This is a genomic window from Actinomadura sp. NPDC048394, from assembly GCF_040651755.1.
Lineage (GTDB): Bacteria > Actinomycetota > Actinomycetes > Streptosporangiales > Streptosporangiaceae > Spirillospora > Spirillospora montaniterrae.
Genome location: NZ_JBEZJL010000054.1, coordinates 14,674 through 30,336, shown reverse-complemented (window position 1 = coordinate 30,336; position 15,663 = coordinate 14,674). Strand labels below are relative to the sequence as shown.

Here is a 15,663-nt window from a genome sequence, read left to right as displayed (position 1 = left end):
TCCCGTACCGCCGAACGACCGGCGGTCTCCCACGATGGTCGCACGAGCGATGGTCGCACGATCACGGACGCGACCACATCAGCCCGCGACCCCGGCCACGCGCCGACCCGAGCCGTCGCGATCGCGAGCGAAGCCAAGTTCGAGCGAAGCGAGAACTTGATCGCGCAGCGAGGCCCCCAGGGCCGAGCCGGAGCGATGCAGCGATCGCACGCAGGGCCCGCCGAAGGGAGGGCGCCCTGGCGCCCGACCGCCAAGGGCCCTGCCATCAGAGCGCAGGGAAGCCGGAGATGCCGCGCCAGGCGAGCCGCGCGATGATCTTCTCGGCGGTGTCCTTCGGGACGACGCGCTGCTGCGACAGCCAGAACCGGGCGCTGACCTCGGCCATCCCGACCAGGCCCATGCCGAGCAGGTGCGCCTCGTCGCTGGCGGCGCCGGTGTCCTCGGCGATCACCTGCGCGATCATCTCGGCGCACTGCTGGTTGGCGCGGTCGACGCGGGCCCGGACGGGCGCCACGTTGCGCAGGTCGGACTCGAAGACCAGCCGGTACGCCTCGCCGTCGCCGGCGACGAAGTCGTAGAACGCCTGCATGCTCGCCTGGACCCGCAGCTTGTTGTCCGTGGTGGACTCGAGCGCGTCGCGCACGGTCTTCACCAGCGCCTCGGCGTGCTCGTCCAGCAGGGCCAGATACAGCTCCAGCTTGCCCGGGAAGTGCTGGTAGAGCACGGGTTTGCTGACTCCCGCACGTTCGGCGATCTCGTCCATCGCCGCCGCGTGGTACCCCTGCGCGACGAACACCTCCTGGGCCGCGCCGAGCAGTTGCCTGCGGCGCGCCAGCCGCGGCAGGCGCGTGCCACGGGGGCGGGCGTCCGGGGTAGCCGTCACCACACTCTCCGATCACCAGATCAGTGCGACGGTAGAGGGTGTCCGTCGCGGGGAAACAATCCCACTATCCTACGCGCCGGTAACCTCGTGGGTCACTAACAAAGACCGCCGACGTTCCTCGCGCGCGCAGGTCAGTGTATTTCCGGCGGCGCCCCGCCGCAGCCGGACGCCTCGTCCGCCGCGGCCGGACACCGCGGCCGGGGGGCCGCCGGCGGTCAGCGGTAGTCGTCCTCGTCGAGCGGGATCTCGCGGTGCTGCTCGGCGGCGTCGGCCTCGTTGACGTCCATGGGCAGCTGCGCCGCCCACTCGGTCGCCTCCTCGCCCTCCTCGTCGAGATCGGCCCGCTGCTCGGCGGTGTCGGCCTCGTTGGCGTCGTCGGGCAGCGGCTCCCGCTCCAGGTCGTCGGTCTCGCTCATCACGCGTCCTCCTCGGAAGAGCCCATCGGAAGGTCCGTCACAGGCGCCCGGCCAGTTCCCGCAGCGGCGCCTCCACGGACTCGCCGTAGGTCGGGAACGCGTGCACGACGTCGGTGAGCACGCTCAGCGGCGTCTCCGCGCGGATGGCCAGCGCGATCTCGCTCATCCACTCCTCAGCGTAGAGTCCGGCCGCGGCGGCGCCGATCAGCAGCCCGCGGGAGCGGTCGGCGTACAGCTCGACCCGGCCGCGCTCGTCGGCCTCCACCGCCGCCCGCGCCGTCGCGGCGAGGTCGTACCCGGCGGTGAGCAGGTCTATTCCGAGTTCCTCGGCCTGCTTCGGGGAGATCCCGACCGCGTAGACGGTGGGCGTGGTGTACACGACCCGGGGGATCGCCCGGTAGTCCGCCGCGCGGTGCTCGCCGAGCAGGTTCGCCAGGACGAGCCGCGCCTGGTAGCGGGCGGCGTGCGTGGTCCGGGCGACCCCGGTGACGTCGCCGGCCGCCCAGACGTCGCCGGACGACGACGGGACCCGGCACGTCTCGTCCACCGGCACGCCGTGGCCGGGGGACGTGGCGACGCCGAGCGTCTCCAGCCCGAGGCCCTCGACCCGGGGGCGGCGCCCGGCGGCGACGAGGATCCGGTCGGCGTCGAGGGTGCCGCCGTCCGACAGCCACAGCCGCAGCCCCGACTCCTTGCGCTCGACGTGCGAGAGGTCGGCGCCGAGCCGCAGGTCGACGCCCATCCGGCGGAGCGCGTCGGCGAGCACCTCGCCGGCGAACGGGGCCTCGGCGGTCAGCAGCCGCCCGGACGCCTCGACCACCGACACCTGCGACCCGAACGCCGCGTACACCTGCGCGAGCTCGCAGCCGACCGGGCCGCCGCCGAGGACGACCAGCCGGCGCGGCAGGTCGGGCACCGAGAGGGCGCCGTCGCTCGTCCACAGCGGGACGTCGGCGAGCCCGTCGACGGGCGGGATCACCGGCTCGCTGCCGGTGCACAGCACGAGGTCGCCGAAGCCGTGCTCGGCGCCGTCCACCTCGATCCGGCCGGGGCCGGTCACCTGGCCGCGGCCGCGCAGCACGGTGACGCCCTCCTCGGCCATCCCGGCGACGATCCGCTCGTCGGCGCGGTGCCCGGTCAGGGCGTCGCGGCGGGCGACCGCCATCTCCCAGGTCTCGCCGCGCCGCGCCGACAGCAGCAGCGACTTGGACGGAACGCACGCGAAATACCGCGACTCGCCGCCGACCAGGCGGTTCTCGACGAGCGCGACGTCGCGCCCGGCGCGGGCGAGGCCGGTCGCGACCAGCTCTCCCGCCGTCCCCCCGCCCAGCACCACGGCGTCGTAGTGATGGTTCTGCGACAACTGATCTTCCTTCCGCACCGCGGGTGTGTCCCCGCTCACATGGCGTCCCCGTGCTCATGGTGGCGGAAGTCGACGCCGGAGCGTGGCCGTTCGGACACATACGGCGCCCGAAAAGTGAGAGATCGTGTCAGGGCCGCCTCAGGGCAGGGCGCGGCGGCGCCCGTCCAGCAGGGGCTCCAGCAGGTCCCCGTGCTTCTCGACCCGGCCGAGCACCTCGTCGGGGGAGAAGACCAGGTCGGCGGCGTCCTCGCACGAGCCGAGCTCGTCCCAGGTGATCGGGGTGGACACCGACGGGCTGGACGCGGCGCGCAGCGAGTAGGCCGCGACGGTCGTCTTCGCCGGGTTGTTCTGGCTCCAGTCCACGAAGACCCTGCCCTTGCGCAGCCGCTTCTCCATCTTCGCGACGACCAGGTCCGGATGCTCGGACGCCAGGCGCTGCGCGGCGGCCTTGGCGTACTCCGACGTCCGCGCCGCCTCGTTCGGCTCCTTGATCGGGACGTACAGGTGCAGGCCCTTCTTGCCGCTGGTCTTCGGGTAGGAGTCGAAGCCGTCCTCGGCGAGGACGTCGCGCAGCAGCGCGGCCACCTCGCACGCCTCCACGATCGTCGCGGGCGGCCCCGGGTCCAGGTCGAACACCACGAGGTCGGGGGCGTGCAGGCCGCCGCGCGGGCCGACCTTCCACTGCGGGACGTGCAGTTCCAGGGCGGCGAGGTTCGCGCACCACACGAGCGTCGGCAGGTCGTCGACGACGACGAAGTCCGCCGTCTCGCGGCCGGACGAGCTGCCCGGCGTGGGGATCTCCGCCGTCCGCACCCAGTCCGGCGTGTGCGAGGGGGCGTTCTTCTCGAAGAACTTCCCGCCGTCCACGCCCTCCGGCCAGCGGATCCGGGTGGCCGGGCGGTCCTTCAGGTGCGGCAGCATCACCGGCGCGATCCGCGCGTAGTAGTCGATGACCTCGCCCTTGGTGAACTCGGGGTACAGGTTCTTGCCGAGGTTGGACAGGTTCAGCCGGCGCCCCTCCACCTCGACCTGCCGTCCGCCGCTCACCATGCGTGCTCCCGCGCGGGGGCGTCACTGCTCACTGGTGACCTCCAGGGGGTCCTTGTCGTCGCGCAGCCCGCGCCAGGACGGGAAGCGGAGGCGGCCGTCCCTGGTGCGGGCGCTGTAGGCGACCTCCCCGACGAGGCGCGGCTCAACCCACTGGGCGTCGCGGGCGTGCTCGCGCGGGACGGGCTCGTCGAACGGGCTGGTCGGGCGGCGCAGCGGCCACAGCGCCTCGTACAGCTCGTCGAGGACGCGGTCGCTGAAGCCGGTGCCGACGTGCCCGACGAACCCGAGCCGCCCCTTCGGGTCGTACTCGCCGAGCAGCAGCGACCCGACGCCGCCCTCGCGGCGGCCCCGGCCGGGCTTCCAGCCGCAGACGACCACCTCGCGGGTCTGGAAGTTCTTCACTTTGCGCCAGAAGTCGACGCGGCGGCCCGGCCGGTACGGGGAGTCCAGGCGCTTGGCGAGCAGGCCCTCCAGGTGCTCCTCGATGGTGAAGGCGAGCAGCTCGTCCACCTGGGTGGTGTCGCCGCCGTGCAGGTAGGGGGGCACCTCGACGGGCCCGCTGCCGGCGAGGTCGAGCCCCGCGAGCAGCGCGCGCCGCTCGGCGTAGGGGACGTCGTAGAGCACGCGGCCGTCCAGGAACAGCACGTCGAAGACCACGTACCGGACGGGGACCTCGCGGATCAGCCGGGGGTGCGGCTCCGATACGTGCATCCGGCGCTGGAGGCGCTCGAAGCTCGGCCGGCCCTGCTCGAACGCGACGACCTCGCCGTCCAGCACGGCGTCGTGGTCGGGCAGCAGGTCGGCGAGGGCGGTGAGCTCGGGGTAGCGCGCGGTCACGTCGTTCCCGCGCCGGCCGGTGGCGCGGACGCCGTCCGGCGACACCTGCGACACGACCCGGACGCCGTCCCATTTGAGCTCCAGGCCCCAGCGCCCGCCGTCGTCGGGGAGGTCGCCGGTGGCGGCCATCATCGGCTCGACGGGCCATGGCATGGTCATACCGGCGTCTTACCCGATGCCCGCGCCCAAGAAAAGGATCAAGGGCCCGTTGTGGCGCAAATCGAACGGGGTTGCGACGCTAGGGGAGGAGCGGACCGGGCTGGGTAAGGACAACGGCATGCGGAGCATCTGGAAGGGCGCTATCTCGTTCGGGCTGGTGACGATCCCGGTGAAGCTGTACTCCGCGACCGAGCAGCGGGACGTCAGCTTCCACCAGGTGCACCGGGAGGACGGCGGCCGGATCCGGTACAAGCGGGTCTGCACCGTCGACGGCGAGGAGGTGCCGTACTCCGACATCGCGAAGGGCTTCGAGCTGCCGAGCGGCGAGATGGTGATCCTCACCGACGAGGACTTCGCCGACCTGCCGCTGTCCACCAGCCGCCGCATCGACGTGCTCCAGTTCGTCGAGGAGTCCGAGGTCGACCCGATCTACTTCGCCAAGTCGTACTACCTGGAGCCGGACGCGCAGGGCGCGAAGCCGTACGTGCTGCTGCGCGACGCGCTGGAGAACTCCGACCAGGTCGCGATCGTGAAGGTGGCGCTGCGGCAGCGCGAGTCGCTGGCGACGCTGCGGGTGCGGGGCGGGGTGTTCGTCCTGGAGACGATGCTGTGGCCGGACGAGGTCCGCGAGCCCGACTTCCCGTTCCTGGACGAGGACATCGAGGTCCGCAAGCAGGAGCTGTCGATGGCGTCGTCGCTGATCGACTCGATGGCGGGGGACTTCGACCCGACCGAGTACAAGGACGCCTACCGGGAGGCGCTCCAGGCGGTGATCGACGCGAAGGTCGAGGGGCGCGAGGTGACGCGGCCGTCGGAGGAGGCCGAGGAGGAGCCCGCGGCGGACCTGCTGAGCGCGCTGCGCGCCAGCGTGGAGGCGGCGAAGAAGAGCCGCGGCGGCGGGGGCGGCGGGAAGGCGGCGGCCTCGTCGGAGAAGGAGACGCAGAAGAAGCCCGCGTCGCGCGGCCGCAAGACGGCCTCGAAGTCGAGCGGCAAGAAGGAGCCGGCGAAGAGCCGGACCCGCAAGTCGGCCTGACGGCTACTCGATCGGCGCGAGCACCGGGCGCTTGGCGGTGACGGTGTCGCCGGACGAGCGGCCGCGCAGCCGCCGCCCGACCCACGGGGCCAGGTAGCCGCGCGCCCAGCGGGCGTTCGCGAGCCGCTGCGCGCCCCGGCTCAGCTCCGGAAGCGGCTCCAGCTCCGGCTCGCGCCAGTCGCCCGCGTCCGGGACGCCGAGGGCCTCCAGCATCGCGAGCGCCACGCGCCGGTGCCCCTCGGGCGACATGTGCAGGCGGTCGACGCCCCACATCCTCCAGTCGCGCAGGACGTCCATGGACCACTGGTCGACGACGAACGCGCCGCGGCGGGCCGCGATCGCCCGCAGGTGCTCGTTGTAGACGGCGACGCGCCCGCGGGTGCGGCGGATGACGGGGGAGCCGACCGGGTCGACGCCGGTGAACAGGACCGCGTCGGCGCCCGCGGCGCGGATCGCGGCGACGGCCTCGTCCATCCGGGCGGCGAGCGCGTCGACGTCCAGGCCGGGGCGCAGCAGGTCGTTGCCGCCGCCCGACACCGACACGAGGTCGGGCTTCAGGTCCAGGGCGGCGGGGAGTTGCTCGTCGACGATCCGGTCCAGCAGCCGGCCGCGGATCGCGAGGTTGGCATAGCCGAACCGGGACGAGCCGAACCCGGACGAGCCGGGTCCGTTCGACCGGGCGGCGAGTTCGGCCGCCGCCCGGTCCGCCCAACCGCGCCAGCCCCCGCCGGCGGCGCCCCCTTCATAGGGGTCGCCGACCCCTTCGGTGAAGGAGTCGCCGATCGCCGCATAACGCGTCCAGAGCATGAGCAACATGCTATTTGACCTGCGTTGATCGCCAGACCGTCCGGAATGTGAGTTAGTTCTCGCGGGACGGTGGCGGTGCCGTGACGGTGGCGGTGCCGTGGCGGCGTGGTGCGGTCGCGGCGGAGGGTCAGTTGTCGCGGCGGGTGGCGAGGACGCGGCCGAGCAGCGCGGCGGCGGCGGACGGGTCGGTGCACGGCGCGATCCGCTCGCCCCAGCTGTAGAAGTACGACCAGGAGTCGTCGGAGCGCTCCTGCACCGCGATGACGTTCTCGTTGAACATCCGCATCTCGGGGTTGGCGACGAGGGCGGACGGCCAGCGGTCCGACGGCGGGGCCAGCTCCACCGTCCAGCCGCGCGAGCGCAGTTCCTCCGTCAGGCGCTCGAGGTGGCCGAGGGCGAGGTCGGCCTCGGTGGTCGCCAGCGTGGGCATGATGCCTCCAGGGGAGTACCCGTGAACCGTGGGAAGAAGGCCGCCGGGCGCGGGGCGTCGCGGTCGTTCTCACGCGTTCGGCGCCGGGCGAACGTCATTCAGTTTCCCGCCGGATGCATCGGTCCACAAGCGCTTTGCCATTCTTGGGGCCCTTTTCTCGCGACCGGGCCCCGGCACCCCGCGAAGGGGGCCGGGGCCGGGAGGGCGAGGCGGGCTCAGTGCGCGGACACCGGCTCCGACGCGCGCGGCGGTGCGGGGGCGTCGCCCTCGCGGAGCCCGTACCGCCCGTACAGCCGGGCGAGCGGGCCGGGCGCCCACCAGTTCGCGCGGCCGAGCAGCCGCATCGTCGCCGGCACCAGCAGCGCCCGGACGACCGTCGCGTCCACCAGGATCGCGACCGCCATCCCCACGCCGGTCATCTTGATGAACGCGACGCCGGACGTGGCGAACGCGCCGATCACGACGATGAACAGCAGCGCCGCGCTGGTGATGATGGCGCCGGTGCGCTGCACCCCGGTCGCGACGGCGGTGGTGTTGGAGCCGGTCAGGTCGTACTGCTCGCGGACCCGCGACAGCAGGAACACCTCGTAGTCCATCGAGATGCCGAACAGCATCGCCAGCATCAGGATCGGCATCGACGGGGAGATGGCGCCGGTCGCGGTGAAGTCCAGGAGGCCGGACAGGTGCCCGTCCTGGAAGATCAGCACGACCACGCCGAACGTCGCCGACAGCGACAGCATGTTCATCACGATCGCCTTCAGCGGCAGCACCACCGACCCGAACGCGAGGAACAGCAGCGCGAACGTGACGCCGCCGACGAGCAGCGCCAGCCACGGCAGCGTCCCGCCGATGCTGGACAGCTGGTCCACGACGTCGGCGGTGCCGCCCCCGATGTAGGAGTGCGCGCCGGGCGGCGGCGGGACGTCCCGGACGCGGTGGACCAGGTCGCGCGCGGCCGCGGAGTCGGGCTCGGCGGAGTAGGTGAGCGCGATCCGGGTCGTCTCGCCCTTCGCCCCGGTCACGGTGGCGCCGGTCGCGCCGGGCAGCGCCGCGAGCCGGTCCCCGTAGGCCTGGATCGCGGCCCGGTCGGACGTGCCGGTCACCACGGCCTGGATCGCCTCGGTCGGGTTGCTCGGGAAGTCGCTCTGCAGCGTCTCGGAGACGACCCGGGCGTCGGCGCCGGACGGCAGCACCTTGGCGTCCACACCGCCCCAGTTGATGTGGAGGAACGGGCTGCCGAGCGTGAGCAGCAGCGCGACGGTGGCGACGGCGTAGACCACCGGGCGGCGCATGACGCTGTGCGCGAGCCGGCCCCACCAGCCGTCCGCCTCGCCGCGCCCGCCCCCGGCGGCCTTGCGGCGGCGCCGGATCGCCAGCGCGTTCACCTTCGGGCCGAGGACGGCCAGCAGCGCCGGCAGCACGGTCAGCGCGCCGAGCATGCAGACGAAGACGGTGGCGATGCCGCCGTAGCCCATCGAGACCAGGAAGTTCTGGTCGAACAGCAGCAGCCCGGACAGCGACACCGCGACCGTGACGCCGGACACCGCGACCGTGCGGCCGGCGGTGGCCATCGTCGCGGCGAGCGCGTCCTCGGCGGTCGCGCCGTCCCGGCGGATCTCCTCGCGGAACCGGCTGACCATGAACAGGCCGTAGTCGATCGCGAGGCCGAGCCCGAGGAACGTGGTGATGTTCACCGCGAAGATCGACACGTCGGTGACGTAGGTGAGCGCGTGCAGCGCGGTGAACGAGCCGAGGATGGCGAGGCCGCCGATCAGCAGCGGCAGGCTCGCCGACACCAGCCCGCCGAAGATCAGCACGAGCAGCACCAGCAGCACCGGCATGGCCATGCCCTCGGCCCGGCCGATGTCGGAGGAGACCCGCTCGTTGATCGCGGTCTGCGTGCCGAGCTGCCCGCCGACCTTGGCGGTCAGGCCGCCGCCGGCGTCGGTGAGGTCGTCCTTGATCGCGTCGTAGGAGTCCTGCCGCGCCGCCTCGTCCTTGCCGGTGAGCTGCAGCACGGCGTAGGTGGAGCCGCGGTCCTTGCTGACGAACTGCGGCGCCTTGGTCGTCCAGTAGGTGGCCGTCCCGGCGACCTTGCCCTGGGGCAGCGCGGCCAGCGCCTTCTCCACCGACGCGCGGTAGGCCGGGTCGTCCACCGTCATGCCGGGGCGCCCCTTGTAGAGGATCACCACGTCGGCCTGGTCGCGCCCGAGGTCGCGCTCGGCGATCGCCGTCGCCTTCGCGCTCTCGCTGCCGGGCGTGTCGAAGCCGCCGGACGAGGTGAGCGCGCCGAACACGCCCGTCCCCCATACGCCGGCGAAGACCAGCGCGGCGCCCGCGACCGCGAGGACCCAGCGCCGGCGGCGGTGCACCCACCTGCCCCATCGCTCGAACATCGTCGTTCCCCCTACTTGTTACACCGCGTCACATCGGTGAACGCCGTAAACTAGCGAACGCTGTAAACTTTGCATATGACGTTCACTTTCGTCAATGGTGTTTTTGGGGAATCATGCGGGAGCGGCCGGTGACGGCCGCGGGGAGGAAGAGGGGCGGAGCGTGACGACACGGCGCGACCGGCTGCGCGAGGCGACGGTCCGGGAGATCTCCGAGACCGCGCGGCGGATCCTCGTCGACCAGGGGCCCGAGGCGGTGACGCTGCGCGCCATCGCCCGCGAGATGGGGATGACCGCGCCCGCGCTCTACCGCTACTACGACAGCCACTCCGAGCTGCTGCGCCACGTCGTCGGCGACATCTACACCGAGCTGACGGCCGAGCTGCAGGCGGCCATCGCGCAGGTGCCGCGCGACGACATGAGCGGCAAGTTCCTGTCCGTGGCGCGGCAGTTCCGCCGCTGGTCGCTCGGGCACCCCCGCGAGTACGCGCTGCTGTTCGGCGCCCCCATCCGCGGCCTCGACCCCGACGAGCAGACCGACTTCGCCGAGGAGTGCGCCCGCCAGTTCGGCTGGACGTTCATGGCGCTGTTCCTGGAGCTGTGGCAGAAGAAGCCGTTCCCCGTCCCGCCCGACGAGGAGATCGACCCCGCCCTGCTGCCGCAGCTGCGCCGCTACCGCGAGGAGCGCCTCGGCGTCGCGCTCCCGCTCGGGGTGATCCAGCAGTTCCTCAAGTGCTGGGTGCGCCTGCAGGGCAGCGTCAGCCTGGAGGCCTTCGGCCACCTGAGCTTCGCGCTGGACGACGCCGCCCCGATGTTCGAGATCATGCTCCAGGAGATCGCCCCGCCGCTCGGCCTCACCTACACCCCGCCCGCCAAGGCGTGACCGGCCGGGGCGGCGGCGCGCCTTCCGGGGCGCCGGGGCCCGGGCAGCACGAAGCCCCCGGATCCGCGGGCGGATCCGGGGGCTCGGTGTCGGCGCGTCAGTAGCTGGGCTGGCTCGGGTCGATCTGGTTCACCCAGGCCAGGATGCCGCCGCCGACGTGCACGGCGTCGCCGAAGCCGGCGTTCTTCACCACGGCCAGGGCCTCCGCCGAGCGGACGCCCGACTTGCAGTGCAGGACGATCTTCTTGTCCTGGGGCAGCCGCTCCAGCGCCGAGCCGTTCAGGAACTCGCCCTTCGGGATCAGCGTGGCGCCCGGGATCGAGACGATCTCGTACTCGTTGGGCTCGCGGACGTCCACCAGGAAGATGTCGTCGCCGCGGTCCTGCATCGCCTTCAGGTCCAGGACGGTGATCGTCGAGTCCTTGGCGGCCTCGGTGGCCTCCTCCGACACCGCGCCGCAGAAGGCCTCGTAGTCCTCCAGCAGCTCGGTCTGCGTCGGGTTCTTGCCGCACAGCGGGCACTCGGGGTCCTTGCGGACCTTGACCGACCGGTACGTCATCTCCAGCGCGTCGTAGATCATCAGCCGGCCGACCAGCGGCTCGCCGATGCCGGTCAGCAGCTTGATGGCCTCGTTCACCTGGATCGAGCCGATCGACGCGCACAGCACGCCGAGCACGCCGCCCTCGGCGCACGACGGGACCATGCCGGGCGGCGGCGGCTCCGGGTAGAGGCAGCGGTAGCACGGGCCGTGCTCGGCCCAGAACACCGACGCCTGGCCGTCGAACCGGTAGATGGAGCCCCACACGTACGGCTTGCCGAGCAGCACCGCCGCGTCGTTCACCATGTAGCGGGTCGCGAAGTTGTCGGTCCCGTCGACGATGAGGTCGTACTGGCCGAAGATGTCCATGATGTTGTCGCGGTCGAGCGCGGTGTCGTGCACGACCACGTCGATCAGCGGGTTGATCTCACGGACGGTCTCGGCGGCCGACTCGACCTTCGGCTTGCCGAGCGAGGACTGCCGGTGGATGATCTGGCGCTGCAGGTTCGACTCGTCCACGACGTCGAAGTCGATGACGCCGAGGGTGCCGACGCCGGCGGCGGCCAGGTAGAGCAGCGCGGGGGAGCCGAGACCGCCCGCGCCGACGACCAGGACCTTGGCGTTCTTGAGGCGCTTCTGCCCGGACATCCCCACGTCGGGGATGATGAGGTGCCGCGAGTAGCGGTTGACCTCGTCGCGGGTGAGCTCCGCTGCGGGCTCGACCAGAGGTGGCAACGACACGGTGGGTGCTCCTGTGCTGACGCTCGGCTGTTACGGGGGCGGGACGTCGTCGTCCCCTCACGGGACAACCTTGCCATGACCGCCCGCATTCCCCGAAGGGCGGTGGCCGGAAACGCCCATGCCAGGGCCGGTGCCGGCCGGTCCGGGACGCGGCGCGGTGTGGCGGGCGTCTCCCCTCGGACGGCATAGATCGGGATGTGCCGGGCACCGGTTCCACGTACGGACCTCGTACGGAAGAAGGAGCCATGGGCATCCTCGACAAGCTCAAGAACAAGACCCAGAAGGCCAAGGGCCGGGGCAAGGAAGAGGCCGGGCGCGAGTCCGGCGACCCCTACCTGGAGGCCGAGGGCCGCAAGGACCGTGCCGCCGGCGGCGCCAAGCAGGTCGGCGAGCAGGTCAAGGACGCCGCGAAGGAGGCTCGCCGGACCATCGACCGGTGACCTCGCCGCGCATCCCGCCGTAATGAAGGGGCCTCTCCGCGGAGGGGCCCCTTCGCTCGTCCGGGCGGGGCGTCCGGGTTAGGACGGGTCCCCTCACCCCGTTGGAAGGGCGGAATGTCATGAACCAGAGTTAATCTTGGCTGTTGTGGCATTCCTGCCCCCCTCCCCCCAGCAGCCGCCCCAGCCGGGCCCGCACATGCGGCCCGGACCCCCGGCTCCCTCCGGCGCGCGGCCGGGCGCGCCCCCCGGCGGTCCGCCAGGCCCGGGCCCCGGCGCGCCCGCGGGACCGCCCGGGCCCATGACGCCCCCGGGATCCGGCATGCCCGGCCCCGGTATGCGGGGTCCCGGCATGCCGGGCGCGCCTGGCTGGGGGACGCCCGGCTGGGGGACGCCCGGTGCGGGCGGGCCGGGCGCGGGCGGATCCGGTGCGGGCGGGCCCGGCGCGCCGCAGGAGCCCTCGCTCACCGTCCTCGGGCTGCGCGCCCGCCAGTGGATGATCGCCGCGATCGTCGTCGGCTGCGTCTACCTCGTCACCGGCACGATCGCGATCGGCGGCGTCTGGGCCGAGCTGCACCGCGACCCCACCAACGCCGAGGTCGAGTGGGCCGCCAAGGCCGAGGTCGCGCAGCGGTGGCGGGCCTGGCCCGCCGAACGCATCTTCCCCAGCAAGATCACCTACAGCCCCGGGGACGGGCGCGGCGAGTACGCGTCCCGGACCGGCATCGTCCCCGACACCAACTGCGCCACCGGCGTCGACCAGGAGCTCGCGGAGCCGCTCCTCCAGCAGGGCTGCAAGGCCGTCCTGCGCGCCACCTACACCGACCGGCTCCAGGGCATCGTCGTCACCGTCGGCGTCGTCGCGTTCGCCGACCCGTGGGCCGCCGACCGCGCCTACAAGGCGATCCCCGGCTCGCAGGGCCCGGGCGGCGGCGGGGTCACCCCCGCGCTGCGCGCCGCCCCGTTCCCCGGCACCGCGTCCGCCCGGTTCACCGACGCCGCCCGCCAGGACCGCACGTCCGACCGCGGCGGCCCCTACGTCGTGCTGACCACCTCCGGCGAGGCGGACGGCCGCCCGGCCTCGGCCGTCCGCAAGGAGCGGCCCGGCGACCCGTTCTCGATCGCGCCGCAGCTCGGCTCCACGATCGCCCGGACCCTCTCCGCCAAGGCCGTGCCCGACTGCCACGCGCGCGGGTGGAAATGCTGACGCGGGCGCGGACGCGCCGCGCCGAGACCCCAGGCGGGCGGCGCACGCCGACCGCGGCGCGCATGCCGAGCGCGGCGCGCGCACTGCTCGCGGTGGCGCTCGCCGGCGCGTGCGTGCCGCTCGTCCCGTCGCCCGCGCGCGCCGACATCGTCCGGGACCGGCAGCGCGGCGTCCTCGACGAGCTGAGCATGGACGCCGCCTGGAAGATCACCAAGGGCCGGAACGTCACCGTCGCCCTCGTCGACTCCGGCGTCGACCCGAAGCAGAAGGACATCGCCGGGTCCGTCACCGTCGGCCCGAACATGCTCGCCGAGATCGACGGCAACTCCAAGCCGGCCCATCTGCACGGCACCAACATGGCGTCGCTGATCGCCGGGCACGGCCACGGGCCGGGCGGCCGCGACGGCATCATCGGCATGGCCCCGGAGGCGCGGGTCCTCGCCATCCGCGTCATCGGCGAGAAGGAGGACCCGAGCTACGCCCGCTACCGGAGCTCGCGGGAGGCCGAGGACGCCGTCGCGAAGGGCATCCGGTACGCCGCCGACCACGGCGCCGACGTCATCAACCTGTCGCTCGGCAAGATCAGCCTCCCCGGCCGGGACACCGAGATCCCCGCCGAGCGCGACGCCATCGGCTACGCCATCGGCAAGGGCGTCGTCGTGGTGTCCGCGGTCGGCAACAACGGCGACGAGCCCGGCCTCGTGGACGGCGACGGCTTCTCCCCGTACTCCTACCCCGCGTCCTACCCGGGCGTCATCGCGGTCGCCGCGACGCAGCCGTCGCACGAGCGCGCGCCCTTCTCCAACCGCAACCTGTCGGTCGTGGTGTCCGCGCCCGGCGCCGGCCTGCCCGTCGCCGGGCCCGGCAGCGACTACTACGTCTCCGACGGCACGAGCGACGCCAGCGCCCTGGTCTCCGGGATCGCCGCGCTGATCCGCGCGCGGCACCCGAAGATGGCGCCCGCGCTGGTCTCCCAGGCCCTCATCGAGAGCACCCGCTACGGGCCGAAGAGCGGCTACGGCCCCGACGTCGGGTTCGGCGAGGTCAACGCCCAGCGCGCCCTCACCGCCGCCGACACGCTCGCCAAGGGCGCGTCCACCGCGTCGGCCGGCAAGCCCGGCGGGAAGCGCTTCGCCGACCGCGACCCGGGCGACGTCACGATCATCGACCGGCCCGCCTGGGTGACGCCCGCGGTCATCGCCGTCGTCGTGATCGGCGTCGGGGGCGTCATCGGCGCCTTCCTCGTCGCGGCGGCGTTCCACCGCCGGCATCCGCGCGTCCTGCCCGCCGGCGCCGCGCCCGGTCCCGGCGGTCCGGGCGGTCCGGGCGGCCCCGGCGGTCCTGGTGGTTCGCCGGGCGGCGGGTTCGGGGCGCGACCCGGGCCGTCGTACGCCCCGTCCCGGTACGGCGGCGCGCAGGGAGGCGGCCCGGCGTACGGGGCGCCCGTGACAGGCCCCGGCTCGGGCTTCGGCGCGCCTTCGCCGTCCGCAGCGCCCGCGTCCGCGCCCCCTGCCGCCGCACCGCCCGCGCCGCCCGCGCCCGCTCCGCCGGGGGACGCGGCGGACGGCGGGCCGCCCGCGTTCGCGCCGCCGGACCCGGCCGCGCGGCCGTCGTTCGGGGCGCCGGAGGAACCGTCCGGCGAATGATCGTCTGACCGGCCGGTCACCGGGCGGTGCCGGGGGCCGGTCGGTTACGCTCCGCACGTGGCGCGCGCGGAGATCCCAGCCCCGGACATCGGACCGGACGCGGCTCCCGCCGCGCCGCCGCACCCGCGCCCGCCCCGCGCTGCGGCGCCGCTGCTGATAGCGGCGGGATGCGCGGCCGTGCTCGCCGTCGCGGGCATCCGGCTGGCCGGCGAGGTGACGCGCGGCCCGACGGCCGCCGAGCGGTCCGCCGCCGTCGCCGCCGAGATCGGGCGCCGGTACCGCGCCTGGCCCGCCGGGCGGATCTTCCCGGCCGGGCTCCGCTACACCCTCGACGAGGGCTCCGCGGAGACGGCGCGGCGCGTCGGGATCGGCACCGACACCCGCTGCGACACCGCCGTCGACCCGCCGCTGTCCGGGTCGCTGACCGCGCGCGGATGCCTGGCGGTGGTCCGCGCCACCTACCTCGACCAGGCGCAGGGCCTCGCGGTGACGGTCGGGGTCGCCGCGTTCCCGGACGGCGCGTCCGCGCGCGGCGCCGTCGCGTGGTTCCCGGCGAGCGCGCCGTCGCCGGGCCTGCGGGCGCTGCCGTTCCCCGGGACGGTCGCGGCGCGGTTCGCCGACGGGGCCCGGCAGGCGGCCGCCGCCGCGCAGCGCGGCCCGTACGTCGTCGCCGCCACCGTCGGGTACGCCGACGGGCGGCCGACGCTGCGCGCCGCCCGGCAGCTGCCCGACCTCGCCGAACTCGCGCCGCAGCTCGTCGACGGGGTGCTGCACCCGCTGACCGCGCCCGCCCGGATCCGCTGCGGCACGCGGGAGTGGTCGTGCTGAGGCGGCCCGTCA

15 protein-coding genes are annotated in these 15,663 nt (G+C 73.8%); 6 read left to right on the top strand and 9 right to left on the bottom strand.

Annotated features, from left to right (window positions below; genetic code table 11):
• Positions 1–265 precede the first annotated feature (265 nt).
• From AB0C78_RS33295 to ligD (AB0C78_RS33275), 5 genes are all read right to left on the bottom strand, one after another.
• Positions 266–883, bottom strand: coding sequence for a TetR/AcrR family transcriptional regulator (locus AB0C78_RS33295; protein ID WP_151545627.1), 618 nt, complete (start codon positions 881–883; stop codon positions 266–268).
• 215 nt (positions 884–1,098) lie between these two features.
• Positions 1,099–1,299 carry a hypothetical protein gene (locus tag AB0C78_RS33290; protein WP_151545626.1) on the bottom strand — a complete coding sequence of 67 codons (201 nt, stop codon included), beginning with the start codon at positions 1,297–1,299 and terminating at the stop codon, positions 1,099–1,101.
• 37 nt (positions 1,300–1,336) lie between these two features.
• Entirely contained in the window at positions 1,337–2,662 is a 1,326-nt protein-coding gene (locus AB0C78_RS33285; RefSeq protein ID WP_225992384.1) for an NAD(P)/FAD-dependent oxidoreductase, read from the bottom strand.
• A 138-nt stretch (positions 2,663–2,800) separates the two neighbouring features.
• Positions 2,801–3,712, bottom strand: coding sequence for a non-homologous end-joining DNA ligase (ligD, locus tag AB0C78_RS33280; RefSeq protein WP_151545625.1), 912 nt, complete (start codon positions 3,710–3,712; stop codon positions 2,801–2,803).
• Between the two features lie 21 nt (positions 3,713–3,733).
• On the bottom strand, positions 3,734–4,708 hold the full coding sequence (gene ligD, locus AB0C78_RS33275) for a non-homologous end-joining DNA ligase (protein WP_360755718.1): 975 nt from the start codon (positions 4,706–4,708) through the stop codon (positions 3,734–3,736).
• 118 nt (positions 4,709–4,826) lie between these two features.
• Here ligD (AB0C78_RS33275) and AB0C78_RS33270 point away from each other — a divergent pair, with 118 nt between their 5' ends.
• Complete coding sequence (locus AB0C78_RS33270) at positions 4,827–5,741, top strand: Ku protein (protein ID WP_360755716.1); 915 nt, start codon at positions 4,827–4,829, stop codon at positions 5,739–5,741.
• Between the two features lie 3 nt (positions 5,742–5,744).
• Here the strand turns inward: AB0C78_RS33270 and AB0C78_RS33265 are convergent, their stop codons facing one another.
• The 3 genes from AB0C78_RS33265 to AB0C78_RS33255 all read right to left on the bottom strand — a co-directional run bounded on the left by AB0C78_RS33265 (position 5,745) and on the right by AB0C78_RS33255 (position 9,374).
• The gene (locus AB0C78_RS33265) at positions 5,745–6,548 is read right to left on the bottom strand and encodes an SGNH/GDSL hydrolase family protein (protein ID WP_360755714.1); all 804 of its coding nucleotides are present in this window, start codon (positions 6,546–6,548) and stop codon (positions 5,745–5,747) included.
• Between the two features lie 127 nt (positions 6,549–6,675).
• Positions 6,676–6,978 (bottom strand): hypothetical protein, encoded by a 303-nt coding sequence (locus tag AB0C78_RS33260; RefSeq protein WP_360755711.1) that lies wholly within the window; start codon positions 6,976–6,978, stop codon positions 6,676–6,678.
• Positions 6,979–7,193: 215 nt separating this feature from the next.
• Positions 7,194–9,374: an MMPL family transporter gene (locus tag AB0C78_RS33255; RefSeq protein ID WP_360755709.1), complete on the bottom strand. Its 2,181-nt coding sequence runs from the start codon at positions 9,372–9,374 to the stop codon at positions 7,194–7,196.
• Between the two features lie 160 nt (positions 9,375–9,534).
• On the opposite strand from AB0C78_RS33255, the gene AB0C78_RS33250 reads away from it, so the two are divergent.
• The gene (locus AB0C78_RS33250) at positions 9,535–10,254 is read left to right on the top strand and encodes a TetR/AcrR family transcriptional regulator (protein WP_360755706.1); all 720 of its coding nucleotides are present in this window, start codon (positions 9,535–9,537) and stop codon (positions 10,252–10,254) included.
• 97 nt (positions 10,255–10,351) lie between these two features.
• On the opposite strand, the gene moeZ is transcribed toward AB0C78_RS33250, so the two are convergent.
• Complete coding sequence (moeZ, locus tag AB0C78_RS33245; RefSeq protein WP_360755704.1) at positions 10,352–11,533, bottom strand: adenylyltransferase/sulfurtransferase MoeZ; 1,182 nt, start codon at positions 11,531–11,533, stop codon at positions 10,352–10,354.
• Between the two features lie 245 nt (positions 11,534–11,778).
• Here moeZ and AB0C78_RS33240 point away from each other — a divergent pair, with 245 nt between their 5' ends.
• The 4 genes from AB0C78_RS33240 (at position 11,779) to AB0C78_RS33225 (ending at position 15,651) form a co-directional block, all read left to right on the top strand.
• On the top strand, positions 11,779–11,973 hold the full coding sequence (locus AB0C78_RS33240; RefSeq protein WP_151545617.1) for a CsbD family protein: 195 nt from the start codon (positions 11,779–11,781) through the stop codon (positions 11,971–11,973).
• A gap of 349 nt (positions 11,974–12,322) precedes the next feature.
• The gene (locus AB0C78_RS33235; RefSeq protein WP_360755701.1) at positions 12,323–13,177 is read left to right on the top strand and encodes a hypothetical protein; all 855 of its coding nucleotides are present in this window, start codon (positions 12,323–12,325) and stop codon (positions 13,175–13,177) included.
• Positions 13,171–14,823 (top strand): S8 family serine peptidase, encoded by a 1,653-nt coding sequence (locus AB0C78_RS33230; RefSeq protein WP_360755698.1) that lies wholly within the window; start codon positions 13,171–13,173, stop codon positions 14,821–14,823. The genes AB0C78_RS33235 and AB0C78_RS33230 overlap by 7 nt, the downstream gene beginning before the upstream one ends.
• A 57-nt stretch (positions 14,824–14,880) precedes the next feature.
• Positions 14,881–15,651, top strand: coding sequence for a hypothetical protein (locus AB0C78_RS33225; RefSeq protein ID WP_360755696.1), 771 nt, complete (start codon positions 14,881–14,883; stop codon positions 15,649–15,651).
• Positions 15,652–15,663: the final 12 nt, after the last annotated feature.

Bases quoted from the DNA above. Each gene is read 5' to 3' on its own strand.
- AB0C78_RS33290 (WP_151545626.1), bottom strand. From the start codon at position 1,299: ATGAGCGAGACCGACGACCTGGAGCGGGAGCCGCTGCCCGACGACGCC.
- ligD (WP_151545625.1), bottom strand. From the start codon at position 3,712: ATGGTGAGCGGCGGACGGCAGGTCGAGGTGGAGGGGCGCCGGCTGAAC.
- ligD (WP_360755718.1), bottom strand. From the start codon at position 4,708: ATGACCATGCCATGGCCCGTCGAGCCGATGATGGCCGCCACCGGCGAC.
- AB0C78_RS33270 (WP_360755716.1), top strand. From the start codon at position 4,827: ATGCGGAGCATCTGGAAGGGCGCTATCTCGTTCGGGCTGGTGACGATC.
- AB0C78_RS33265 (WP_360755714.1), bottom strand. From the start codon at position 6,548: ATGCTCTGGACGCGTTATGCGGCGATCGGCGACTCCTTCACCGAAGGG.
- AB0C78_RS33260 (WP_360755711.1), bottom strand. From the start codon at position 6,978: ATGCCCACGCTGGCGACCACCGAGGCCGACCTCGCCCTCGGCCACCTC.
- AB0C78_RS33255 (WP_360755709.1), bottom strand. From the start codon at position 9,374: ATGTTCGAGCGATGGGGCAGGTGGGTGCACCGCCGCCGGCGCTGGGTC.
- AB0C78_RS33240 (WP_151545617.1), top strand. From the start codon at position 11,779: ATGGGCATCCTCGACAAGCTCAAGAACAAGACCCAGAAGGCCAAGGGC.
- AB0C78_RS33235 (WP_360755701.1), top strand. From the start codon at position 12,323: ATGCCGGGCGCGCCTGGCTGGGGGACGCCCGGCTGGGGGACGCCCGGT.
- AB0C78_RS33230 (WP_360755698.1), top strand. From the start codon at position 13,171: ATGCTGACGCGGGCGCGGACGCGCCGCGCCGAGACCCCAGGCGGGCGG.